Below are 21,983 nucleotides of genomic sequence, written 5' to 3'. Positions count from 1 at the left end.
TGATCCCTCACATCCGGAAGACGCCGAAGCCACCGCGCGCGCCCTCGAAGGGCGCCGTGTGGATCGCGGACAGGCACAGGCCGAGGACGGTGCGGGTGTCGCGCGGGTCGATGACCCCGTCGTCGTACAGCCGCCCGGACAGGAACATCGGCAGCGACTCGGACTCGATCTGCTGCTCCACCATGGCGCGCAGCGCCGCGTCCGCGTCGTCGTCGTACGGGCGGCCCTTCGCGGCGGCCGACTGCCGGGCGACGATCGACAGGACGCCCGCGAGCTGCTGCGGTCCCATGACGGCCGATTTGGCGCTGGGCCAGGCGAACAGGAACCGCGGGTCGTAGGCCCGCCCGCACATCCCGTAGTGGCCGGCTCCGTAGGAGGCGCCCATGAGCACCGACAGGTGCGGGACCCGCGAGTTGCTCACCGCGTTGATCATCATCGCGCCGTGCTTGATGATGCCGCCCTGCTCGTACTCCTTGCCGACCATGTAGCCGGTGGTGTTGTGCAGGAAGAGCAGCGGGATGTCGCGCTGGTTGGCCAGTTGGATGAACTGGGCGGCCTTCTGGGACTCGGCGCTGAACAGCACGCCCTGCGCGTTGGCGAGGATGCCGACCGGGTAGCCGTGCAGGCTCGCCCAGCCGGTGGTCAGGCTCGTCCCGTACAGCGGCTTGAACTCGTCGAAGTCCGAACCGTCGACGAGCCGGGCGATCACCTCGCGCGGGTCGAAGGGGTGCTTCAGATCGCCGGGGACGATGCCCAGCAGTTCGTCCTCGTCGTACTTGGGGGGCTCGGCCGGGGCCGGATCGCCGTACGCCTTGCGGTGGTTGAGCCGGGCGACGACCCGGCGCGCCTGGCGCAGCGCGTCCCGCTCGTCGACGGCGAAGTAGTCCGCGAGGCCCGAGACGCGCGCGTGCATCTCCGCGCCGCCCAGCGACTCGTCGTCGCTCTCCTCGCCGGTGGCCATCTTCACCAGTGGCGGACCGCCGAGGAAGACCTTCGCCTTCTCCTTGACCATGATCACGTGGTCCGACATGCCGGGGACGTACGCGCCTCCGGCGGTCGAGTTCCCGAAGACCACGGCCACCGTGGGGATCCCGGCCGCCGACAGCCGGGTGAGGTCGCGGAAGATCGCGCCCCCGGGGATGAAGATCTCCTTCTGCGAGGGCAGATCGGCGCCGCCCGACTCGACCAGGCTGATGCAGGGCAGCCGGTTGGCGAGGGCGATGTCGTTGGCCCGCAGTGCCTTCTTCAGGCTCCACGGGTTGCTGGCGCCGCCGCGCACGGTCGGGTCGTTGGCGGTGATCAGGCACTCGACGCCCTCGACCACGCCGATACCGGTGACGAGCGAGGCGCCCACCGTGTAGTCGCTGCCGTAGGCCGCGAGCGGCGACAGCTCCAGGAACGGGGTGTCCGGGTCGAGCAGCAGCTCGATGCGTTCGCGGGCGAGCAGCTTGCCGCGCCCCCGGTGCCGCTCGACGTACTTCTCGCCGCCGCCCGCGAGGGCCTTGGCGTGCTCGGTGTCCAGGTCGGCGAGCTTGGCGAGCATGACCTCGCGGTTCGCCCGGTAGTCCTGGCCGCCCACGTCCAGGGCGGACGAAAGGACCGTCATAGCAGGACCTCCGGGATGTCGAGGTGACGGGAACGGAGCCATTCGCCGAGCGCCTTGGCCTGCGGGTCGAAGCGGGCCTGGGAGGCGACGCCTTCGCCGAGGATGCCCTCGACCACGAAGTTGAGGGCGCGCAGGCCGGGCAGGACGTGCCGGACGACCCGCAGCGGACGGCTCTCCGGGAGCAGCTCGCGGAAGCGGTCGGCCGTCAGTTCATGGGCGAGCCAGCGCCAGGCCTCGTCGGTGCGGACCCAGACGCCGACGTTGGCGTTGCCGCCCTTGTCGCCGCTGCGGGCGCCCGCGACGAGACCGAGGGGGGCCCGGCGGACCGGACCCGCGGGCAACGGCTCGGGCAGGGGCGGTTCTTCGAGTGTCTCCAGTACGAGCGTGTCCTGGGCCGGGATCACCGAGAGGCGGTTCCCGTCGGGCAGGACGGCCCCGTGGTCGACGGCGCCCTGGGGGACGTACACATCCTCGAAGACCCCATAGGGCGCGCCCTTCCCCGGTGGTGCCACCACATGGAATCCGGGGTAACTGGCGAGCGCCAGCTCGATGGCCGCCCCGCTCAGCGCCCGCCCGACGGTGGCCTGGTCGGGATCGCGGACGACGAGCCGCAGCAGGGCGCTGGCCGTCTCCTCGGTGTCCGCGTCGGCCCGGTCGGTGCGCACCAGTTCCCAGCGCACCTCCGCGGGCGGCGTCTTGGCGAGCGCGTCGCCCATCTGCTCCCGCACCAGCGCGGCCTTGGCCTCGACGTCGAGTCCGGTCAGGACGAAGGTCACCTCGTTGCGGAAGCCGCCGAGCCTGTTGCGGCCGACCTTGAGGGTGGGCGGCGGGGCCTCGCCGCGCACGCCCTCGATCCGCACCCGGTCGGGGCCGTCCTGGACGAGCCGTACGGTGTCCAGGCGGGCGGTGACGTCGGGTCCCGCGTACCGGGCGCCCCCGGTCTCGTACAGGAGCTGCGCGGTGACCGTGCCGACGTCGACGAAGCCGCCGGTGCCGGGGTGCTTGGTGATGACGCAGCTCCCGTCCTCGTGGATCTCCGCGAGCGGGAAGCCGGGACGGCGTACGTCGCCGTCGCCGAAGAAGGAGTAGTTGCCGCCGGTGGCCTGGGTCCCGCACTCCAGCACGTGCCCGGCGACGACGGCTCCCGCGAGCCGGTCGTGGTCCGTGGGCCGCCAGCCGAAGTGGGCGGCGGCGGGCCCGGTGACCAGGGCCGCGTCGGTGACCCGTCCGGTGACCACGATGTCCGCGCCCGCCGACAGGCACTCGGCGATGCCGAAGCCGCCGAGGTAGGCGTGGGCGGCGAGACTGCCCGGGTGGCGGGCGGTGAGGTCGTCGCCCTCGACGTGGGCGACGCGCACCGGGATGCCGAGCCGGCCGGCCAGTTCCCGTACGGCGTCGGCGAGCCCCGCCGGGTTGAGGCCCCCGGCGTTCGTCACGATCTTCACGGACCGCTCGTGCGCCAGGCCGAGACAGTCCTCGAGCTGCCGCAGGAAGGTGCGGGCGTATCCGGCGGCGGGGTCCTTCAGCCGGTCCCGGCCCAGGATCAGCATGGTCAGCTCGGCGAGGTAGTCACCGGTGAGGACGTCGAGTTCGCCGCCGGTGAGCATCTCGCGCAGGGCGTCGAAGCGGTCGCCGTAGAAGCCGGAGGCGTTGCCGATGCGCAGGGTCACTCCGCGTCCCCCTTCGGCGGGCGTCCGTCGCCGGGCGGGCCCGCGAAGGCCTGGGCGATGCCGAGCCAGCGGTCGGCGTCGGGCCCCTCGGCGCGCACGTCGACGTCGGCGCGGTTCGCCCGCTGGGTGACCAGCAGACAGAAGTCGAGGGCGGTGCCGGTGACGCGCTGGGGGGCGTCCTCGGGGCCGTAGGTCCAGGTGGCGCCGGAGGGGGCGAGGATCTCCACCCGGAACTCCTCGGCGGGCGCGGCGAGCCCGCGCGCGGCGAAGGCGAAGTCCCGGGTGCGCACCCCGATGCGGACCACATGGCGGAGCCGGTCGGTGGGGGCGCGGACCACACCGAGGGCGTCGGCGACGTCCTGGCCGTGGGCCCAGGTCTCCATGAGCCGGCCGGTGGCCATGGAGGCGCCGGACATGGGCGGGCCGTACCAGGGGAAGCGGGTGCCCGGCACGGCCTCCCGCAGGGCCCGGTCCAGTGCGGCGCGGCCGCCGCGCCAGCGCGCCAGCAGTTCGGCGGACGGCAGCCGGGCCCCGTCGTCGGCGCCGTCGTCCACGAACGTCGTGGGCGCCGCGAGCGCCTTCTCGACGAGGCCGTGGAAGGCGTCGGCGTCCGTGACGGACAGGTGGGCGGAGTGGTCGGTCCAGGCGAGGTGGGCGATCTGATGGGCGACGGTCCAGTGCGGCGCGGGCGTCGGGAGCGCCCACTGCTCCGGACCGAACTCGGCCACGAGCCGGTCGAGTTCTTCGCTTTCGTCACGCAGATCGTCGAACACGGGCGTCGGATCGGACATGGGGGGAGCATCTCAGCGCCCCCAGAAACAATCAAGCATGCTTGCATTAAATTATTTCTCCGCTTCCCGCCCCGGACCCGTCACATCTCCTGTCCCCGCTCCGTCATACCGATGACGACGCGACACGAGGGACGCAGAGGGAGACGTGAGCATGAGCGAGACCAAGAAGATCGCGGTGGCCGGGGCGACCGGGCGACTCGGGCGGCATGTCGTGGACGTGCTGACGGAGCGCGGGCACACGGTCGTAGCGATGTCCCGGGCCACCGGGGTCGACATCGTCACCGGGGCCGGACTGGCCGAGGCGCTGGAGGGTGTGGACGTCGTGATCGACGCGTCCAGCACGCCCTCGCCGGACCGGGAGGTGGCGACGGAGTTCTTCACGGCCGCGGCCCGCAATCTGCACGAGGCCGGGCAGAAGGCCGGGGTCGGCCGGCTGGTCGTCGTGTCGATCATCGGCATCGACGCCTCGGTCGCCGGTTACAACGCGGCCAAGCTGGAGCACGAGCGCGCGGTGCTGGCGGGACCGGTGCCGGTGCGGGTGCTGCGGGCGGCGCAGTTCCACGAGCTCGTGGAGCAGTTCACGCAGTGGGGGCGCCAGGGCGACACCGTGTACGTGCCGAGGATGCGGACCCAGCTCGTCGCGGCGCGGGTCGTCGCGGAGGCGCTGGTGGAGATGGCGGAGGCGGAGGAGGCGCCGGGGGCGCTGGCCCCGTTCCCGGAGGTGGCCGGTCCGCGCGAGGAGAGCCTGGAGGAGGCGGCCCGGCTGCTGCTGTCCCGCCGGGACCCGGCCGCGAAGGTGATCGCCGTGAGCGACCCGGCCAACCCGGAACGGGACCTGTTCGAGGACGGCGGCCTCCTCCCGGGGCCGGACGCCCGGCTGACGGGCCCGGCGTTCGCGGAATGGCTGGACACGACTTCCTGAGCCGGGGCGCCCCGGGGTGCCGGGGGCGTCCGCGCCGGGGGTGCCGGGTGGGCGTGGCACCGGAGACGCCGGGGGACGTGCTGGGTGCAGGCGTCGGGGGTGCAGGGTGGGCGCGGGCGTCGGGGCGTCGCAGCGCGAAGGGGGCGGTTCGCGCAGGGCCGGCCGACCGTGACCGGGCCCGTGCCGGGTGGGCGTCAGGGGGCGTCGAGCGGGAGTGTCGCCTTGCCTCGGCCCACCTGGGTCCGTACCGCTCCGATGCTCGCGCCGATGACCAGGGCGATCGCGGCCGACTGGGTCGCGGACAGGGACTGGTCGAGGATGAGGAAGCCCGCTGTCGCGGCGATGGCGGGCTCGAGGCTCATGAGGACCGCGAAGGTGGAGGCGGGCAGGCGGCGCAGGGCGAGGAGTTCGAGGGTGTAGGGCAGCACCGAAGAGAGGACCGCGACCGCGGAGCCGAGCGCCACCGTGGTCGGGTCCAGGAGCCGGGTGCCGGACTCGGCGATCCCCAGCGGCAGGAACAGCAGCGCCGCCACGGCCATGGCCAGCGCCAGCCCGTCGGCCTGTGGGAAACGGCGGCCCGTACGGGCGCTGAAGACGATGTACGCCGCCCACATCGCGCCCGCCCCGAGCGCGAAGGCCACGCCCACCGGGTCCAGGGAGCCGAACCCTCCGCCGCTCAGCAGGAAGACCCCGCACAGGGCGAGGCCCGCCCAGACCGCGTTGACCGCGCGGCGGGAGGCCATCACCGAGAGGGCGAGGGGGCCGAGCACCTCCAGGGTGACGGCGGCGCCGAGGGGGATGCGGGCGACCGACTCGTAGAAGAGGCCGTTCATCGCGCCCATGGTGATGCCGAAGACGGCGACCGTCCCCCAGTCGGCGCGCGAGTGGCCGCGCAGCCGGGGACGGCAGACCACGAGCAGGATCACCGCGGCGGCGAGCAGCCGCAGGGTCACCACGCCGAGCGCGCCGGCGCGCGGCATGAGGGTCACGGCGAGGGCGCCGCCGAACTGGACCGAGATCCCCCCGGCCAGCACCAGCCCGACGGGCCCGAGGGAACCGAGACGACCGGGCGCGCCGCCCGAGGACACGGTGGCGTGCTCCGTCCCGGGAACGGGTGCGGACGTCGAGGTGGTGGCGCTGGGGGTGCTCACGGGCGGTCCTGGAGGCTGGCTACGGGTCGGGGCGTTCATCACGATGCACTACCGAGTCCAGGGTAGTGGACTTCGTCAGGAGTGTGAACCGCTTATACAGCTGTCCTGGATGCTGAGACCGGGGCCGGTTCGTTCCGCCTCAGCGACGGGACATGTAGACGTCCAGCGCCTTGTGCAGCAGCCGGTTGATGGGCAGGTCCCACTCCCCGAGGTACTCCGCGGCCTCGCCGCCCGCCCCCGCCTTGAAGCGCAGCAGCCCGACGAGGTGGTCGCTCTCGTCGAGGGTGTCGGTGATCCCGCGGAAGTCGTACACGGCGGCGCCCAGCGCGTGCGCGTCGCTCATCATGCGCCACTGGATGGCGTTGTTGGGCTGCACCTCGCGCTTGCGGCCGGTGGAGGCGCCGTAGGAGTACCAGACATGGCTGCCGACGGTCAGCATGGTGGCCGCGGCCAGGACGTCGCCCTCGTGGCGGGCGAGGTACAGCCGCATACGGTCGGGGTCCTCGGCCGTCAGCGAGGTCCACATCCGCTGGAAGTAGGGCAGCGGGCGCGGGATGAAGCGGTCCCGTTCCGCCGTCTCCGCGTAGAGCTCGTAGAAGGCGGGCAGGTCGTCGTAACCGCCCCTGACCACCTCGACGCCGGCCTTCTCGGCCTTCTTGATGTTGCGCCGCCACTGCTGGTTGAGGCCCTTGTGGATCTCCTCCAGGGAGCGTCCGGCGAAGGGGACCTGGAAGACGTAGCGCGGCTGGCCCGCCGCGAAGCCGTCCTCGCCGCCCGGCTCGGTCCGCTGCCAGCCCATGGCCCGCAGCCGCTCGGCGATCTCGGCGGCGCCCGGCTCGTGCGAGGAGGCCGTCACCTCGCCCAGGCGCCGCGCCGCCGGATCGGCGATGGCCGTCTTGACCGTGTCCGCGCTCCAGCGGCGCGCGACGACGGGCGGGCCCATCTTCACGGTGAACGCGCCGCGCGACTTCAGGTGCGCGACCATCGGCCGGAGCCAGCGTTCGGCGAGGTCCGGGTCGTGCCAGTCGATGACGGGACCCTCGGGCAGATACGCGAGATAGCGCTTGACCTTCGGCAGCGGGCGCAGCAGCACGAGACCGGCCCCTCGGAGGCGGCCGTCCGCGTCGAACCAGCCGAGGCTCTCCGCGCGCCAGTCCGGCTTCACGTCCCCCCAGGACGGCACCTGCATATGGCTGGCCGAGGGCCGCGAGCGGACGAACGTCAGATGTTCGTCGCGGGTGATCGACTGCAGGCGGAGGGTCATACGGGTCGCTCCTCGAAGTCCTTCGGCCGGTGCCGTCCCAGCGTACTTACGCGGTTCCCGCGGACCCCTCGTTCCGCGGGCCGTCGTCCAGCGCCTGTGCCAGTACCTCCGCCAGGTGGCGGCCCCGGCGGCCGGAGAGCTGGGCCAACTGGGTGCGGCAGGAGAAGCCGTCGGCGAGGATCACGGCGTTCTCGTCGGCCGCCCGGACCGCCGGCAGGAGCTGTTCCTCCGCGCAGGCCCGGGACACCTCCTCGTGGCCCTTCTCGAAGCCGAAGTTGCCCGCGAGTCCGCAGCAGCCGCCGGCGAGGGCGCCGGTCAGGCCCGCCGCCTCGCGCAGCCGGCGTTCGGGGCCGTCGCCGAGGACCGCGTGCTGGTGGCAGTGCGTCTGCCCGGCCGCCGGGCGGTCCAGGCGGGGCGGGGTCCAGTCCGGCGCGTGCCGCTCCAGTGCCTCCGCGAAGGTCACCACCGCCGTCGCCAGCCGCGCCGCGCGCGGGTCGCCGGGCAGCAGTTCGGGCAGGTCCGTGCGCAGGGCCGCGGCGCAGCTCGGCTCCAGCACGACGACCGGGAGGCCGTCCATGGCGAGGTAGGGCTCCAGGAGGTCGAGGGTGCGGCGCAGGACGGCGCGGGCGCGGTCGAGCTGGCCGGTGGAGACGTACGTCAGTCCGCAGCACACGCGCTGCCGGCGGCGCGGGAGCAGCGTGCCCGGGCGGAGGGGGCCCCTGGTGACCCCGTCACCGACGGGCCCGTGGCGCCACACCGTCCTCGGCGGCAGCAGCACCGCCAGTCCGGCGGCCTCCAGGACCCGTACGGCGGCCCGTCCGACGGAGGGTTCCAAGTGCTCGGTGAAGGTGTCCGGCCACAGGAGGACCGTCCGGCCCTCGAACCCCGGGAACAGCGCGGTCCCGGGCCGCCGCCCCGCCGCGCTCGCTCCACCCCGGCGGCGCTCCCGCACGTACGCCCGTGCCCGGTCCCGGAACCGGGCCGACCACCACTGGCTGAACGTCTCCGGGGCCAGCCGCGGGATGTCCCGTCCGGGTGCGACCCCGGCCAGACGCTTGGCCGCGGCGGCCACCGGGGGCAGGGACACGAGGGCGTTGACGAGCCGGGCCGAGCGGGTGCGGGTCACGGCCGCGAGCCAGAAGGGGAGCCGGCCCAGGGCGTAGTGGGCGGCGGGGCGGCGGCGGCCGGCGTAGTGGTGGTGGAGGAACTCCGCCTTGTACGTGGCCATGTCGACGCCGACCGGGCAGTCGGACCGGCATCCCTTGCACGACAGGCACAGGTCCAGCGCGTCACGGACCTCCGTCGAGCGCCACCCGTCGGTGACGATCTCGCCGGCGAGCATCTCGTGCAGCAGCCTGGCCCGGCCGCGCGTGGAGTGCGCCTCCTCGCCGGTCGCCCGGAAGGAGGGGCACATGACCCCGTCGGGGCCCGGGGCCGGTGCCGTACGGCACTTGGCGACGCCCACGCAGCGGCGCACCGCCGCCGAGAAGTCGCCGCCGTCCGCCGGATAGCCGAACTCCACGTCCACCGGCCGGCGCGGGAGCACCGCGAAGCGCAGGTTCTCGTCCAGCCGGTGCGGGCGTACGAGCATGCCGGGGTTGAGCAGGGCGTCCGGGTCCCAGAGGTCCTTGGCCCGTTCGAAGAGGCGGACCATGTCGGCGCCGTACATGGCCGGCAGCAGTTCGGCGCGGGCCTGCCCGTCGCCGTGCTCGCCGGACAGGGAGCCCCCGTGGGAGACGACGAGGCGGGCGGCCTCCTCCGAGAAGCGCCGGAAGCGGGCGACGCCCGCCGCGGAGATCAGGTCGAAGTCGATCCGGACGTGGACGCAGCCGTCGCCGAAGTGCCCGTACGGGATGCCGTGCAGGTCGTGGGCGGTGAGCAGGGCGCGGAAGTCGCGGAGGTACGCGCCGAGCCGGGCGGGCGGCACCGCGCAGTCCTCCCAGCCGGGCCAGGCCTCGGCGCCGAGCCCGCGCCCCCGGCCGGACAGGGCGTCGTCGCCCGCGTACGGCATCCGGGTCGCCGTGCCGCTCGCGTCCTCCCGCAGCCGCCACAGCGCCCGCTGCCCGGCCGGGTCGGTGACCACCAGGGCGTCCAGCACGTCGGCCGCCCGCACGATCGTGTCCGCACGCGCGCGGGCCTCGGCCGGCGATCCGCCGCCGGTCTCCACGAACAGCCAGGCCCCGCCGCGCGGCAGCCCCGCGTCGGCGGGCACGAGATCGGCGGCCATCCCCTCCACGGTCAGCGGCCCGTACCCGAGCAGGCCGGACGCGGCGTCCGCGGCCGCGCTCTCGTCGGGGTAGGCGAGGACGGCCAGCGCCCGCGCCCGGGGTGCCTCGACCAGTCGTACGACCGCCTCGGTGAGCAGGCCCCAGGTGCCCTCGGAGCCGCAGAACGCGCGGGCCGTGTCCGCGCCGCGCTCGGGCAGGAGCGCGTCGAGGGCGTACCCGGAGATCCGTCGCGGAAGCTCGGGGAAGCCGGTCCGCAGCAGCGCCAACTCGCCTTCGACCAGGGCCCTCAGGCCGTCCGGGGCGCCCTGCCAGGCACGGCCGAGGCGGCGGGCGTCACCGGCCGCGCCGACGACGGTGAGTTCCCGCACGTTGTCCGCGGTGGTTCCCCAGGCGACCGAGTGGGAGCCGCAGGAGTTGTTGCCGATCATCCCGCCGAGGGTGCAGCGGCCGTGCGTGGAGGGGTCGGGGCCGAAACGCAGGCCGTGCGGGGCCGCGGCCTCCTGGAGACGGTCGAGTACGGCACCGGGCTGGACGACGGCCGTACGGGCCTCCGGGTCGACCGCGAGGATCCGGTTCATGTGCCGGGTGAAGTCGAGGACGACGCCGGTGCCCGTGGCCTGCCCGGCGATCGAGGTGCCGCCGCCGCGCGCGACGACCGGCACCGCGTGGGCGCGGCACACGGCGAGCGCGGCGGCCACGTCGTCGGCGTCCCGCGGGGCCACCACACCGAGGGGTACGCGCCGGTAGTTGGAGGCGTCCATGGTGGTCAGCGCCCGCGCCGTCGCGTCGAAGGAGACCTCGCCGCGCACGGCCCGCACGAGCTCGGACCGGAGCTCGTCGGACGGCGCTCGCGACCCCCCGGCGGGGAGCCCGTCCGGCCCGTCCCCGGACGGACCGCCAAGCCGTCCGGTGGCCCGGCCCCGCCCTCGCCGCCGGGGCCGCCCGCCCGGTTCGCCCCCGGCCTGACCGCCGGGGCCCCCGGCCGCCTTCCCCCCGGCCCGTCCGTCGGGCTTCCCCTCGGGCTTTCCTTCCGGCCGACCACCCAGATCCGTCATGTCTCCAGAATGCCGCCGGGCTTCGGCGACGGCCCTCCGGCCGCGCACCCGAAAGGCCCCGATATGCGGGGGCGATCATGAAACCGCTTTTCGAAGCTTCCCAATCGGATCACGAACTCTCATATAGTGACGGCGAGTTGAGCATCATGTGTCGCTTCTCGCCCAGGACCGACCGAGGACACGACCGAGGACACGTTCTCCCCCCAGGAACACGACCGAGGACCCATTGATGACCCCGCCCCAGCCCTCCGGCGAACGACCCGCCCCCCGCGCCACGGCGAAAGCCGCGCTGAGCGCCGCCGTCCCGGCCGCCGCCGCCGTGGTGGCCGCCGTCCTGCTGGCCCCCGAGCCCGCCCGCGTGCCCCTCGCCTGGGGCACCGGCGCCGCCGCGTTACTGCTGTGCGCCGCCGTCGCGGTGGCCGCCCACGCCGTACAGGCCAGACGCATCGCGCTCCGCCGTCTCGACGGCGTGACCAAGGACACCGGCCGGCTCCTCCAGGAACGCGCCCGGCTGGTCGAGGAGTTCGGCCAGGAGCGGGCCCGGCTCGCCGACGAGGCCGCCCGCGAACGCGCCCGCGCCGCCGAGGCCGCCGCCCAGGAACGGATCCGCCTGACCGAGACGGCCGAACGCGAACGAACCCGCCTCACCGAGCAGTTCGCCGAGGAGCGGACGCTGCTCACCGGCGACCGCGCCCGGCTCACCGAGCGCAACGCCGAACTCTCCGAACGCACCCGGCGCGCCGTCGGCGACCGGGCCGCAGCGATCTCCGCGACCGCCAACGCGGCCGCCCGCATGCAGGCGCTCTCCACCGGCATGCTCGCCGACCTGCGGGCCATGGAGGAGCGGCACTCCGACGAGGACGTCCTCGCCGACCTCCTCCATCTCGACCACCGCACCGCGCAGGCGGGCCGCCTCGCCGACTCCGTCGCCGTCCTGACCGGCGCGCGCTCGGGGCGCCGCTGGGCCCGCCCGATCGTCATGGAGTCCATCCTGCGCGGCGCCATGGGCCGCATCGGCGGCTACCAGCGGGTGCGCGTCCACTCCGCCAGCGAGGCCGCCGTCTCCGGCCACGCCGCCGAGGGCGTCATGCACGCGCTCGCCGAACTCCTCGACAACGCCGCCAACTTCTCGCCGCCCACCGCCGAAGTGCACGTGTACGTCGAGGAGGTCCCGGCGGGTGTCATCGTCTCCGTCGAGGACAGCGGCCTGGTCATGGGCGACGTACAACTGCGCCGCGCCGAACGCGCCGTCTCCGGGGAGGCGGTGGGCCCGGCCGGTCTCGGCGGCCTCACCGGCACCCGCCTCGGTCTCGCGGTGGTCGGCCGGCTGGCCCGCAAGCACGGCCTGAAGGTGTCGTTCCGGCCCTCCGCCCGCGGCGGCACCGGCGTCCTGGTCCTGATCCCGCAGGACATCCTCACGCAGCCGAACCTCCCCCTCGGCGCGGCCCCGCTGCCCGTCGGACCCGAACTCGTCGTCCCCGTCGCCCCGACCGCCGTCGACGGCCAGGCGTCCGCGCCGAGGTCCCTGGACGGCCCCGAGTCGCCGGAGCCCGTGCCGTCGCCGGGATCGCGGGAGTCCCGTACGCACCGGGAATCCGCCGAGTCCCCCGAGTTCCCCGTGTCGCCGGCGTCCCCCGTGTCGTACGCCGCCCACGCGTCCGGCGATCTCGACCCGGACCCCGTCCCGACCCACGACTCGCCCCGGCACGAGCAGGGCCTCGCCGACACCGGCGGCCTGCCCAGACGCCGCCGCGGACGCACCCTCGCCCACGCCGAGCGCAGCCGCTCGCACGTCACACCCCCGGCCGCCCCCGAACCCCGTACCGGCGACGACCCCAAGAACCGGTCGGCGGCCCGCTTCGGCACCTTCCGCCAGGCGGTCCGCGGCACGACGCCGGACGCCCCCGGGCCCGTGACGGCCGACGATCCGGCCCCGGCCGAAGCACCGGCACGGGCCGAGGACCACGCATCCGCGTCCACCACCGCCCCCACCCCGACCCCCACCACCCCCACCGCGCACGCGCTCCCGGAAGGCGACACCACTTCATGACCGGCACCATCACCGCCGACGAGAAGCTCACCTGGCTCATCGAGGGCCTCCTCGAGCGCACCCCGGGCGCACGGCACGCGCTCGTGCTCTCCCGCGACGGACTGAAGCTGTGCCGCACCCCGGAGCTGTCGGTCGACCAGGCCGACCAGCTCGCCGCCATCGCCGCCGGCATCCAGTCGCTGTCCCACGGCGCCTCCGTGGAGTTCGGCGACGGCAGCGGCGGCGTCCGCTCGGCGATGGCCGAGTTCTACGGAGGGGTGCTGTTCATCGTGGAGGCCGGCGACGGCGCGCACCTCGCCGTCGTCACCGCCGAGGACGCCGACGCCGGACTGGTGGGACACAACATGAGCGAACTCGTGGAACAACTCGGCGAGCACCTGACCTCGCCGCCCCGGTCGTCATGAGCCGTCCCGGCAGGGACGACGCGCCGGACCGGCTGTACACCCTCACCGGAGGCCGCACCCGGTCCGGCCCGGACACCCCCTTCGACCTCGTGACGCTGGTGGTCGCCGAGTGCGACCCGGCGGTGGGCATGCAGTCCGAGCACGCCGCGATCCTGCGGATGTGCGAGCGGCCGACGGCGGTCGTGGAGATCGCGGCGGAGCTGAAGCTGCCGGTGTCGATCACCCGCGTCCTGCTCTCCGACCTGCTCTCCACCGGCCGGGTCAGCGCCCGTCACCCGCACACGACGGTTCCCTCCGGTCTTCCCGATCCCGACATCCTGGAGCAGGTGCTCGTTGGACTCCGTAACCTCTGACGCTCGTGCGCCCCTGTCCGCGTCGGCCGACAACGGCCTCAAGATCGTGATCGTGGGCGGCTTCGGGGTCGGCAAGACGACCCTCGTCCGCTCGGTCAGCGAGATCCGTCCCCTCAACACCGAGGAGACGATGACGCAGGCCGGCGAGGCCGTCGACGACATCAGCGAGGTGCGCGGCAAGTCCGCGACCACCGTCGCCTTCGACTTCGGCCGCATCACGCTGGACACGCACAACATCCTGTACCTGTTCGGCGCGCCCGGGCAGGAGCGGTTCTGGTTCCTGTGGGACCGGCTGTTCTCCGGGACGCTCGGGGCGATCGTCCTGGTCGACACCCGCCGCATCGACGAGTCCTGGTACGCCATCGACCGGCTGGAGCACCACGGCACGCCCTTCATCGTGGCCTGCAACGACTTCGGCGGCCCCGCGCACACCCCGGCGCAGATCCGCGAGGCCCTCGACCTCGACCCGCACGTACCGCTGCTCGACTGCGACGCCCGCTCCCGGGAGTCCAGCAAGCAGGTGCTGATCACGCTGGTGGAGCACCTCCAGTCCCACTACGCCCGTCACGGCGCCGCGGCCGTGGAAGGCGCCCTTCAATCACCGGAGCCCGCGCTGTGACCCCCGCCTCCACCACCGCGCCCGTCCCCCTCGGCGGACCGCGGTTCCAGACCGAACCCGCCGAGCTGTACCGGGAGATGCGGCGCGACCACGGCTCCGTCGTGCCCGTCGTCCTCGACGGCGACATCCCGGCCTGGCTCGTGCTCGGCTACCGCGAACTGCACCAGGTCACCGGCGACCCCCAGCTCTTCAGCCGGGACTCGGAGCTGTGGAGCCAGTGGGAGCGCATCCCCGACGACTGGCCGCTGCTGCCGATGATCGGCCGCAAGCAGCCCTCCATCCTGTACACCGTCGGCGAGCGCCACCGCGAGCGCGCCGCGATGATCAGCGACGCCCTCGAAGCCGTCGATCCCTTCGAACTGCGCTCCCAGGCCGAGAAGTTCGCCGACGAGCTGATCGACGCGATCTGCCCCGAGGGCGAGACGGACCTCATCGGCGACTACGCGGCCCTGCTCCCCGTACGGGTCCTCGCGACGCTCTACGGCTTCTCGGACGAACAGGGCCCCGGCCTGGTCACCGCCCTGAACGACATGATCAACGGCCGTGAGGGCGCACTGGCCGGACAGCAGCATCTGGCCTCCTCCATGGCCCGGTTGATCGCCGACCGCAAGGAGACGCCCGCCGACGACGTCGTCTCCCGGATGCTCGCCAACACCGCCGGCTTCGACGACATGGAGATCGTCCAGGACCTCATGGTCATGATGGCCGCCGGCCACCAGCCGACGGCCGACTGGATCGGCAACTCGCTGCGCCTGATGCTCACCGACGAGCGGTTCGCGGCCTCCCTGTTCGGCGGCCGGCACAGCGTCGCCGAGGCCATGAACGAGGTCCTGTGGGAGGACACCCCGACCCAGAACGTGGCCGGGCGCTGGGCCTCCCGCGACACCCAGCTCGGCGGCCGCCGGATCCGCTCCGGCGACCTGCTGCTGCTCGGCCTCCAGGGCGCCAACTCCGACCCCCAGGTCCGCACCGACAGTTCCGCGCTCACCGGCGGCAACAACGCCCACTTCTCCTTCGGTCACGGGGAGCACCGCTGCCCGTTCCCGGCACAGGAGGTCGCCGAGGTCATCGCGCGGACCGGCATCGAGGTCGTCCTGGACCGGCTGCCGGACATCGACCTGGCGGTACCCGCCGACACGCTGACCCGGCGCCCCTCCCCGTGGCTGCGGGGACTGAACGAACTGCCCGTGCGCTTCACGCCCGTACCCGTCCTCTGAGACCCCTTCGCCACCCGGCCGGCACACCCCTCGTCCGGCCGGGTTCCGGGGCTGTCCCCATGCCCCGGGGGAAAACGCTTCACCCCCACCCCAGCCCTTGGAGGCACCCCCGCATGACCACCGGTACCGAAGAGACCCGCATAGTCCTGGACCCCTTCGTCGCCGACCTGGACGGCGAGAGCGCCGCGCTGCGCGCCGCGGGGCCGCTCGCCGCCGTCGAACTGCCCGGCGGTGTCCCGGTGTGGGCCGTCACCCACCACGCCGAGGCGCGCGCCCTGCTCACGGACCCCCGCCTGGTGAAGGACATCAACGTCTGGGGCGCCTGGCAGCGCGGCGAGATCGCCGCCGACTGGCCGCTGATCGGCCTCGCCAACCCCGGCCGCTCCATGCTCACCGTGGACGGCGCGGACCACCGGCGGATGCGCACCCTGGTGGCGCAGGCGCTGACCCCGCGCCGGGTGGAGCAGATGCGGGAGCGGATCGCGAAACTGACGGAAAGTCTGCTCGACAACCTCACCGGGGACGTCGTCGACCTGAAGGCCGACTTCGCCTACCCCCTGCCCATGTACGTGATCGCCGACCTCATGGGCATCGAGGAGTCCCGGCTGCCGCGCCTCAAGGAGCTCTTCGAGAAGTTCTTCTCGACGCAGACCCCGCCCGCCGAGGTCATCGCGACGCTCACCGAACTGGCCGGGATCATGGCGGAGACGGTGGCGGCCAAGCGCGCCGAGCCGGGCGACGACCTGACCAGCGCGCTGATCCTGGCCTCCGAGGACGGCGACCACCTCACCGACGCCGAGATCGTCTCCACCCTCCAGCTCATGGTCGCGGCCGGCCACGAGACGACGATCTCCCTCATCGTCAACGCGGTCGTCAACCTGTCCGCCCACCCCGAGCAGCGCGCCCTCGTCCTGTCCGGCGAGGCGGACTGGTCCGCGGTCGTCGAGGAGACCCTGCGCTACGCCACTCCGACCTCCCACGTCCTCATCCGTTTCGCCACGGAGGACGTCCCGGTCGGCGACAAGGTGATCCCGGCGGGCGACGCGCTCATCGTGTCGTACGGCGCGATCGGCCGTGACGAGAACGCCCACGGGCCCACCGCGGGCGAGTTCGACATCAGCCGCACCGGCAAGAACCGGCACATCTCCTTCGGCCACGGGCCCCACGTCTGCCCCGGCGCCGCCCTGTCCCGCCTGGAGGCGGGCGTCGCCCTGCCCGCCCTGTACGAGCGCTTCCCGTCCCTGGACCTGGCCGTCCCGGTGGCGGAACTGCGCAACAAGCCGGTGGTGACGCAGAACGACCTGTTCGAGCTGCCGGTCCGGCTCACCGCCGAGTGAACTGACCAGGCGTGACGGCACGGCCGCCGGAGGAGCCGCCACGGCCCCTCCGGCGGCCGTGCCCTCGGCACGCGCCGTCAACACAAGCCGTCTCAGCCGACGGACGACGTTTCACCGAGGTTTCCCGGAACGGCTAGGCTCCTGGCGTGGCTGATATCCAGATCCCCGCTGACCTCAAGCCCGCCGACGGACGATTCGGCGCCGGCCCCTCCAAGGTGCGGACGGAGGCACTGGACGCGCTGGCCGCGACCGGCGCCTCCCTGCTCGGCACCTCCCACCGCCAGGCCCCGGTCAAGAACCTGGTCGGCAAGGTGCGCGAGGGCGTCCGCGAGCTGTTCTCCCTGCCCGACGGGTACGAGGTCGTCCTCGGCAACGGCGGCTCCACCGCGTTCTGGGACGTCGCGACGCACGGCCTGATCGAGAACAAGTCGCAGCACCTCACGTTCGGCGAGTTCTCCTCCAAGTTCGCGAAGGCGGCCAAGCTCGCCCCGTGGCTCGCCGAGCCGACCGTGGTCTCCTCCGACCCGGGCACGCACCCCGAGCCGGTCGCCGAGGCGGGCGCCGACGTCTACGCCTTCACCCACAACGAGACCTCGACCGGTGTCGCCGCCCCGATCAAGCGGGTCGCGGGCGCCGACGAGGGCGCCCTCGTCCTGGTGGACGCCACCTCCGGCGCCGGCGGCCTGCCCGTCGACATCGCCGAGACGGACGTCTACTACTTCGCCCCGCAGAAGTCCTTCGCCTCCGACGGCGGCCTGTGGATCGGCGTGTTCTCCCCGGCCGCGATCGAGCGCGCCGAGCGCATCCACGCGTCCGGCCGGCACATCCCGGAGTTCTTCTCGCTGCCCACGGCGATCGACAACTCCCGCAAGAACCAGACGTACAACACCCCGGCGCTGGCCACGATCTTCCTGCTCAACGAGCAGCTCGAGTGGATCAACGGCCAGGGCGGCCTCGCCTGGTCCTCGGCCCGCACGAAGGACTCCTCGACCCGCCTGTACCGCTGGGCCGAGGACAGCAAGTACGCCACCCCGTTCGTGACCGACGCCGCCAAGCGCTCGCAGGTCATCGGCACGATCGACTTCGCCGACGAGATCGACGCCGCCGCCGTCGCCAAGGTGCTGCGCGCCAACGGCATCGTCGACACCGAGCCGTACCGCAAGCTCGGCCGCAACCAGCTCCGCGTCGCCATGTTCCCGGCGATCGACCCGGCGGACGTCGAGGCGCTGACGCGCTGCATCGACTACGTGATCGAGAAGCTGTAACCGCGGAACGACCACCGAGGGGCGTCCGGCGCGCGAGCGTGCGGGGCGCCCCTTCGTCGTGTGCGGGGACCGCCGGGCGTCCGTCGCCACGGGCACAGGCCCGCCGGACGCCCCTCGGCCGTCGTACGGGCCGTGACCGCGCGTCAGCGGCGGCGCAGCCGCTTGAAGCCGAACACCACGGCGAAGAGGGCCGCGACCGCGATGGCGCCGACCTTCACCTGACCACTCATCCCGTCCCCGCTCCCGGCAGCCGAACCTCCGCCCTTGGAAGGCGAGTTGGAACCGGAGCCCGAGGCACCCGGCGCGTCCTCCGGCTCCACGGGGCTGTCCGCGCCCTCACTGCCGTACATGAGCTTCGATCCGTCGGGCGTGTAGGTGATCGACTCACCCTGGCCCTGGAGGGGCACGTTCAGGCGCTCCAGGCGTTTGATCCGGCCGCCGTTCCAGGAGTAGGCGATACCGCCGAAGTAGCCGCGCACGGCGAGCTGCCGGCCGTCGGGGGAGAACGCGCCGTCCGTGACCCACAGGTCGATCGTGGCGACCGGCTTGAAGACGTTGGTCGTGGTGGCGGAGAGCTCGGCGGGACCTTCGTAGAGGTGGCCGCCGTCCTCGTCCTTGTCGGCGATGTAGACCCGCCCGGTCTTGGGATGCACCATCAGCGCCTCCGCGTTGCGGGGACCGTCCGCGTACTTCACGACGTACTGGGTGGCACGGATCGTCTGGTCCTTGAGCACCTTCGGCTCGGGGAGCTTGTAGACCCACACGTGGTCCCACGTGCCGCCGAGGTTGTCGCCGATGTCGCCGACGTACAGATCGCCGTCGGGGCCGAGGGAGATCGCCTCGACGTCCCGGGGCGCGCCGACCCCGCTCATGGTGATCCTGGCGACGGTCTCGCCCGTACGACTGTCCACCGCGTACAGGTACGGCCCGTCGTCACTGTCGTTGTGGGTCCAGTAGACGCCCGGGTGGATACGGGAGGCGGCGAGGCCGCTGGACTCCTTGATCCGGGGGTCCTTGACGGTGAATCCCCCGTCCCCTCCGTCGGCGAGGGCGGGCGCCGCCAGAGCGAGGACGAGGGCCGCTCCGGCAAGGGCTCCGGCGGCGGCTCCGGACACGTACGAGTGGGATCGGCGCATGGCCCAAGCCTGCCATCCCACCGGCCCGTTCACGTCGCCGCCGCCCTCCCGGACACGTACCGCCCGGCCACCGCTCCCCACCCGGACCGGTGCACCGCGCCGGACCCCCCGCGGGCGTGTCCAGCCTCACACCGTCCGGGCCCATGGCACCCGGGCCGATCGTCCATGATGATCGGATGCTCAGGTTCATGCCCGTCGGCGACTCCATGACGATCGGTAGCGCGGGCGAACACACGTGGCGCTACCGGATGTGGCAGCACCTGCGCGCGACGTACGGGGGCCCGTTCAAGATCGTCGGCCCGCGCGAGACGCTCCACGACAAGGCGACGGACTCCCCCGACTCGTACGAGTACGCGGACCCGGAGTTCCCCCGCGCCCATCTGGCCGGCTGGGGCGAGGGCTGGCTGCACATGACCCCGCTGATCCGCGAGGCGGTCCGCGCCCAGCGCGCCGACGTCCTGCTGGTCTCGCTCGGCCTCATCGACCTCGGCTTCTACACCAACGCCGTCCAGACCGCCGACAACGTCCGCGCCTTCGTCGCCGAGGCCCGCGCCGCGAACCCGCGCGTCCGCATGGTCCTCCTCGCGGTGATACCGAACGTCCGCGCCCGGGACGACGCACCCTTCGCCACCGAGGTGGCCGCGTTCAACGAACTCCTCGCCAAGACGGTCGCCGACCTCGACGAACCGCGCTCCCCGCTGCTGCTCGCGTCCCCGCCCTCCTCGTACGACATCGACTTCGACACCTACGACGGCACCCACCCGAACGCGAACGGCGAGCACAAGATCGCGGAGAGTTTCGCGGAGGCGATGCACCAGGCGTGGGACCTGGGCGAGTCGTACACGGCCCAGCCGGCCTGACAACCGCGCCCGGCAACCTCGCCCGCGTCCGGCTCCGTTCGTCCCCGGCCCCCTCGCCCGCCGTCGCCCGGCCCGCTCTTGCCTAGAGCGCACTCCACGTCGTTGGCTGGTGAACCATGAAGTACACACAGCTCGGACGCACGGGGCTCAAGGTCAGCCGGCTCGTCCTCGGCACCATGAACTTCGGCCCGCAGACAGACGAGTCCGACAGCCACGCGATCATGGACGCGGCGCTGGACGCGGGAATCAACTACTTCGACACGGCCAACGTCTATGGGTGGGGCGAGAACAAGGGCCGTACGGAATCGATCATCGGCAACTGGTTCGCCCAGGGCGGCGACCGCCGGGAGCGGACGGTCCTCGCCACCAAGGTGTACGGGAACATGGGCGCCGAGGGCGACCCGTGGCCCAACCAGGACAAGCTGTCCGCCCTGAACATCCGACGGGCGGTCGAGGCGAGCCTGAAGCGGCTCCAGACGGACTACATCGACATCTACCAGTTCCACCACGTCGACCGGTCCACCCCCTTCGAGGAGATCTGGCAGGCCGTCGACGTCCTCGTCCAGCAGGGGAAGATCCTCTACGTGGGGTCCAGCAACTTCCCCGGCTACAAGATCGCCCAGGCCAACGAGATCGCCGCCCGCCGCGGCGGGACCATCGGCCTGGTCAGCGAGCAGTGCCTCTACAACCTCGCCGAGCGCCGCGCCGAGATGGAGGTCATCCCGGCCGCCGAGGAGTACGGGCTCGGCGTCATCCCCTGGTCCCCGCTGCACGGCGGGCTGCTGGGCGGAGTGATCAAGAAGGAGGTCGAGGGCGGCCGCCGGGCGAGCGGCCGGTCCGCCGACGCCCTCGCCGACACGACCGTACGCGCTCAGATCCAGGCGTACGAGGATCTGCTGGAGAAGCACGGTCTGGAGCCCGGAGAGGCCGCGCTGGCCTGGCTGCTGACCCGCCCCGGCGTCACGGGACCCATCGTGGGCCCGCGCACGGCGGAACAGCTCGAATCGGCGCTGCGCGCGGTGGAGCTGGAACTGTCGGAGGACGTCCTGGAGGGCCTCGACGAGATCTTCCCGGGCCCGGGCCCGTCCCCCGAGGCATTCGCCTGGTAGAGGAGCCGTCCCGCGGGGCGTTCGTCTCGTGGCGGGGCCGGGGCCGTGGCCTCAGCGCGCTCGCCTCGGAGCGGGGTCGCGGCCTCAGGGCGTTCGCCTCGGAACGGGCCGTGGCCCCAGGGCGTTCGTTCGCCGTGCTGCCCGGCCGCGCGTCCGGCGGTGGCGGTCGCTATCTGACCGCCGCCGCCATGGCCACGACGAAGAACATCAGCACGAGCACACCGGCCATGATCCGGTTACGGGTCTTCGGGTTCACGCCACCGAGGTTAACGGTCCACCGGGCCGGTCCCGTCGCCCGCCCCCAGCGGGCAACCGGCCACTGTTTCGTATCGGGGCTGCTCACCGGGCACTCCCGACGTCGGCAGGTTGCTGCGGACGAGACACAGCTCACCCACCGTCCAGGGATTCCCGGCGAACGCGTCCAGCGCGGCGACGTACGGCTTGAAGTCCGCGGAGTCGCGGCTGCGGGCCACCGTCAGATGCGGCCGGTAGCGGCGGTGCTCCTCCATCTCGACGCCCGCCTTGCGGCCCGCCGCCTCCGCCCGGTCCGCCAGCAGCCGCATGGTCGCGATGTCCCCCGCGGCGCCCACCCACAGGGCCCGCCCGCCGAAGTGCCCGCCGCCGCGCAGGGACAGCGGGAACGGGTCGGTGCGCCGGCCGGCCCGCAGCAGCCGCTCCGTGAGGTCCGGGACGATCTCGTCGGCGACCTCGCCGTAGAACGCGAGCGTGAAGTGCCAGCCGGGGCGGCCCGTCCAACGCAAGGCGTCCGCTCCCGGCATCCGCCGCAACGCGTCCACGTCCGGGGCCAGTTCACGCACCGCACCGGCGGGGGGCAGTACCGCCGCGAAGAGTCTCATGGGCCCCAGCCTTCCAGGGAACGACGGTCGGCACACGGGAGTATCCGCGCGGTGGCCGGAGACGTGCGAGAGGCGGCCGACCGCTTCGC

General features: G+C 73.2%; 18 protein-coding genes. 10 read left to right on the top strand and 8 right to left on the bottom strand.

Annotated elements, in window-relative coordinates; all coding sequences use genetic code 11:
* Positions 1-7: 7 nt before the first annotated feature.
* From ACIQ7M_RS21055 to ACIQ7M_RS21045, 3 genes are read right to left on the bottom strand one after another with little or no spacing between them, the layout of a single operon-like run.
* Positions 8-1,606 (bottom strand): acyl-CoA carboxylase subunit beta, encoded by a 1,599-nt coding sequence (locus ACIQ7M_RS21055; RefSeq protein ID WP_403646397.1) that lies wholly within the window; start codon positions 1,604-1,606, stop codon positions 8-10.
* The gene (locus tag ACIQ7M_RS21050) at positions 1,603-3,276 is read right to left on the bottom strand and encodes an acyclic terpene utilization AtuA family protein (RefSeq protein ID WP_403646394.1); all 1,674 of its coding nucleotides are present in this window, start codon (positions 3,274-3,276) and stop codon (positions 1,603-1,605) included. The genes ACIQ7M_RS21055 and ACIQ7M_RS21050 overlap by 4 nt, the downstream gene beginning before the upstream one ends.
* A complete protein-coding gene (locus ACIQ7M_RS21045) occupies positions 3,273-4,067 on the bottom strand; it encodes a TIGR03084 family metal-binding protein (protein ID WP_403646391.1) in 795 nt (264 codons plus the stop codon). Before ACIQ7M_RS21045 ends, ACIQ7M_RS21050 begins: the two co-directional genes overlap by 4 nt.
* Before the next feature lie 151 nt (positions 4,068-4,218).
* Here ACIQ7M_RS21045 and ACIQ7M_RS21040 point away from each other — a divergent pair, with 151 nt between their 5' ends.
* The gene (locus ACIQ7M_RS21040) at positions 4,219-4,989 is read left to right on the top strand and encodes an SDR family oxidoreductase (protein WP_403646388.1); all 771 of its coding nucleotides are present in this window, start codon (positions 4,219-4,221) and stop codon (positions 4,987-4,989) included.
* Positions 4,990-5,183: 194 nt separating this feature from the next.
* On the opposite strand, the gene ACIQ7M_RS21035 is transcribed toward ACIQ7M_RS21040, so the two are convergent.
* From ACIQ7M_RS21035 to ACIQ7M_RS21025, 3 genes are all read right to left on the bottom strand, one after another.
* Positions 5,184-6,140, bottom strand: a complete 957-nt coding sequence (locus ACIQ7M_RS21035) for an EamA family transporter (RefSeq protein ID WP_403646385.1) — start codon at positions 6,138-6,140, stop codon at positions 5,184-5,186.
* Between the two features lie 139 nt (positions 6,141-6,279).
* Positions 6,280-7,404: a lipid II:glycine glycyltransferase FemX gene (locus tag ACIQ7M_RS21030; RefSeq protein ID WP_386976543.1), complete on the bottom strand. Its 1,125-nt coding sequence runs from the start codon at positions 7,402-7,404 to the stop codon at positions 6,280-6,282.
* Positions 7,405-7,450: 46 nt separating this feature from the next.
* Positions 7,451-10,393, bottom strand: a complete 2,943-nt coding sequence (locus ACIQ7M_RS21025) for an FAD-binding and (Fe-S)-binding domain-containing protein (protein ID WP_403646960.1) — start codon at positions 10,391-10,393, stop codon at positions 7,451-7,453.
* Positions 10,394-10,916: 523 nt separating this feature from the next.
* Here ACIQ7M_RS21025 and ACIQ7M_RS21020 point away from each other — a divergent pair.
* From ACIQ7M_RS21020 to serC, 7 genes are all read left to right on the top strand, one after another.
* A complete protein-coding gene (locus ACIQ7M_RS21020) occupies positions 10,917-12,737 on the top strand; it encodes a sensor histidine kinase (RefSeq protein ID WP_403646381.1) in 1,821 nt (606 codons plus the stop codon).
* The gene (locus ACIQ7M_RS21015) at positions 12,734-13,141 is read left to right on the top strand and encodes a roadblock/LC7 domain-containing protein (protein ID WP_261701833.1); all 408 of its coding nucleotides are present in this window, start codon (positions 12,734-12,736) and stop codon (positions 13,139-13,141) included. Before ACIQ7M_RS21020 ends, ACIQ7M_RS21015 begins: the two co-directional genes overlap by 4 nt.
* Entirely contained in the window at positions 13,138-13,494 is a 357-nt protein-coding gene (locus ACIQ7M_RS21010) for a DUF742 domain-containing protein (RefSeq protein WP_355764934.1), read from the top strand. The genes ACIQ7M_RS21015 and ACIQ7M_RS21010 overlap by 4 nt, the downstream gene beginning before the upstream one ends.
* Positions 13,475-14,113 carry an ATP/GTP-binding protein gene (locus ACIQ7M_RS21005; protein WP_389844622.1) on the top strand — a complete coding sequence of 213 codons (639 nt, stop codon included), beginning with the start codon at positions 13,475-13,477 and terminating at the stop codon, positions 14,111-14,113. Before ACIQ7M_RS21010 ends, ACIQ7M_RS21005 begins: the two co-directional genes overlap by 20 nt.
* Complete coding sequence (locus ACIQ7M_RS21000; RefSeq protein ID WP_403646376.1) at positions 14,110-15,330, top strand: cytochrome P450; 1,221 nt, start codon at positions 14,110-14,112, stop codon at positions 15,328-15,330. Before ACIQ7M_RS21005 ends, ACIQ7M_RS21000 begins: the two co-directional genes overlap by 4 nt.
* Before the next feature lie 113 nt (positions 15,331-15,443).
* Positions 15,444-16,667, top strand: coding sequence for a cytochrome P450 (locus ACIQ7M_RS20995; protein WP_355764941.1), 1,224 nt, complete (start codon positions 15,444-15,446; stop codon positions 16,665-16,667).
* A gap of 146 nt (positions 16,668-16,813) precedes the next feature.
* Positions 16,814-17,932, top strand: a complete 1,119-nt coding sequence (serC, locus tag ACIQ7M_RS20990) for a phosphoserine transaminase (protein WP_355764944.1) — start codon at positions 16,814-16,816, stop codon at positions 17,930-17,932.
* 143 nt (positions 17,933-18,075) lie between these two features.
* Here serC and ACIQ7M_RS20985 read toward each other — a convergent pair whose 3' ends face one another.
* On the bottom strand, positions 18,076-19,068 hold the full coding sequence (locus tag ACIQ7M_RS20985) for a WD40 repeat domain-containing protein (protein ID WP_403646371.1): 993 nt from the start codon (positions 19,066-19,068) through the stop codon (positions 18,076-18,078).
* A 176-nt stretch (positions 19,069-19,244) separates the two neighbouring features.
* On the opposite strand from ACIQ7M_RS20985, the gene ACIQ7M_RS20980 reads away from it, so the two are divergent.
* Both ACIQ7M_RS20980 and ACIQ7M_RS20975 read left to right on the top strand, forming a co-directional pair.
* Positions 19,245-19,928 carry an SGNH/GDSL hydrolase family protein gene (locus tag ACIQ7M_RS20980; RefSeq protein WP_355764950.1) on the top strand — a complete coding sequence of 228 codons (684 nt, stop codon included), beginning with the start codon at positions 19,245-19,247 and terminating at the stop codon, positions 19,926-19,928.
* Positions 19,929-20,044: 116 nt separating this feature from the next.
* A complete protein-coding gene (locus ACIQ7M_RS20975) occupies positions 20,045-21,037 on the top strand; it encodes an aldo/keto reductase (protein ID WP_403646367.1) in 993 nt (330 codons plus the stop codon).
* A gap of 266 nt (positions 21,038-21,303) precedes the next feature.
* On the opposite strand, the gene thpR is transcribed toward ACIQ7M_RS20975, so the two are convergent.
* Positions 21,304-21,894 (bottom strand): RNA 2',3'-cyclic phosphodiesterase, encoded by a 591-nt coding sequence (thpR, locus tag ACIQ7M_RS20970; protein ID WP_389844645.1) that lies wholly within the window; start codon positions 21,892-21,894, stop codon positions 21,304-21,306.
* Between the last annotated feature and the right edge of the window lie 89 nt (positions 21,895-21,983).

Source organism: Streptomyces sp. NPDC096324, assembly GCF_044763015.1.
Taxonomy (GTDB): Bacteria; Actinomycetota; Actinomycetes; order Streptomycetales; family Streptomycetaceae; genus Streptomyces.
This window is presented reverse-complemented; position numbering and strand designations above follow the sequence as displayed.

Bases quoted from the DNA above. Each gene is read 5' to 3' on its own strand.
- ACIQ7M_RS21055 (WP_403646397.1), bottom strand. From the start codon at position 1,606: ATGACGGTCCTTTCGTCCGCCCTGGACGTGGGCGGCCAGGACTACCGG.
- ACIQ7M_RS21045 (WP_403646391.1), bottom strand. From the start codon at position 4,067: ATGTCCGATCCGACGCCCGTGTTCGACGATCTGCGTGACGAAAGCGAA.
- ACIQ7M_RS21040 (WP_403646388.1), top strand. From the start codon at position 4,219: ATGAGCGAGACCAAGAAGATCGCGGTGGCCGGGGCGACCGGGCGACTC.
- ACIQ7M_RS21030 (WP_386976543.1), bottom strand. From the start codon at position 7,404: ATGACCCTCCGCCTGCAGTCGATCACCCGCGACGAACATCTGACGTTC.
- ACIQ7M_RS21025 (WP_403646960.1), bottom strand. From the start codon at position 10,393: ATGGACGCCTCCAACTACCGGCGCGTACCCCTCGGTGTGGTGGCCCCG.
- ACIQ7M_RS21020 (WP_403646381.1), top strand. From the start codon at position 10,917: ATGACCCCGCCCCAGCCCTCCGGCGAACGACCCGCCCCCCGCGCCACG.
- ACIQ7M_RS21015 (WP_261701833.1), top strand. From the start codon at position 12,734: ATGACCGGCACCATCACCGCCGACGAGAAGCTCACCTGGCTCATCGAG.
- ACIQ7M_RS21010 (WP_355764934.1), top strand. From the start codon at position 13,138: ATGAGCCGTCCCGGCAGGGACGACGCGCCGGACCGGCTGTACACCCTC.
- ACIQ7M_RS20995 (WP_355764941.1), top strand. From the start codon at position 15,444: ATGACCACCGGTACCGAAGAGACCCGCATAGTCCTGGACCCCTTCGTC.
- ACIQ7M_RS20985 (WP_403646371.1), bottom strand. From the start codon at position 19,068: ATGCGCCGATCCCACTCGTACGTGTCCGGAGCCGCCGCCGGAGCCCTT.
- ACIQ7M_RS20980 (WP_355764950.1), top strand. From the start codon at position 19,245: ATGCTCAGGTTCATGCCCGTCGGCGACTCCATGACGATCGGTAGCGCG.
- ACIQ7M_RS20975 (WP_403646367.1), top strand. From the start codon at position 20,045: ATGAAGTACACACAGCTCGGACGCACGGGGCTCAAGGTCAGCCGGCTC.
- thpR (WP_389844645.1), bottom strand. From the start codon at position 21,894: ATGAGACTCTTCGCGGCGGTACTGCCCCCCGCCGGTGCGGTGCGTGAA.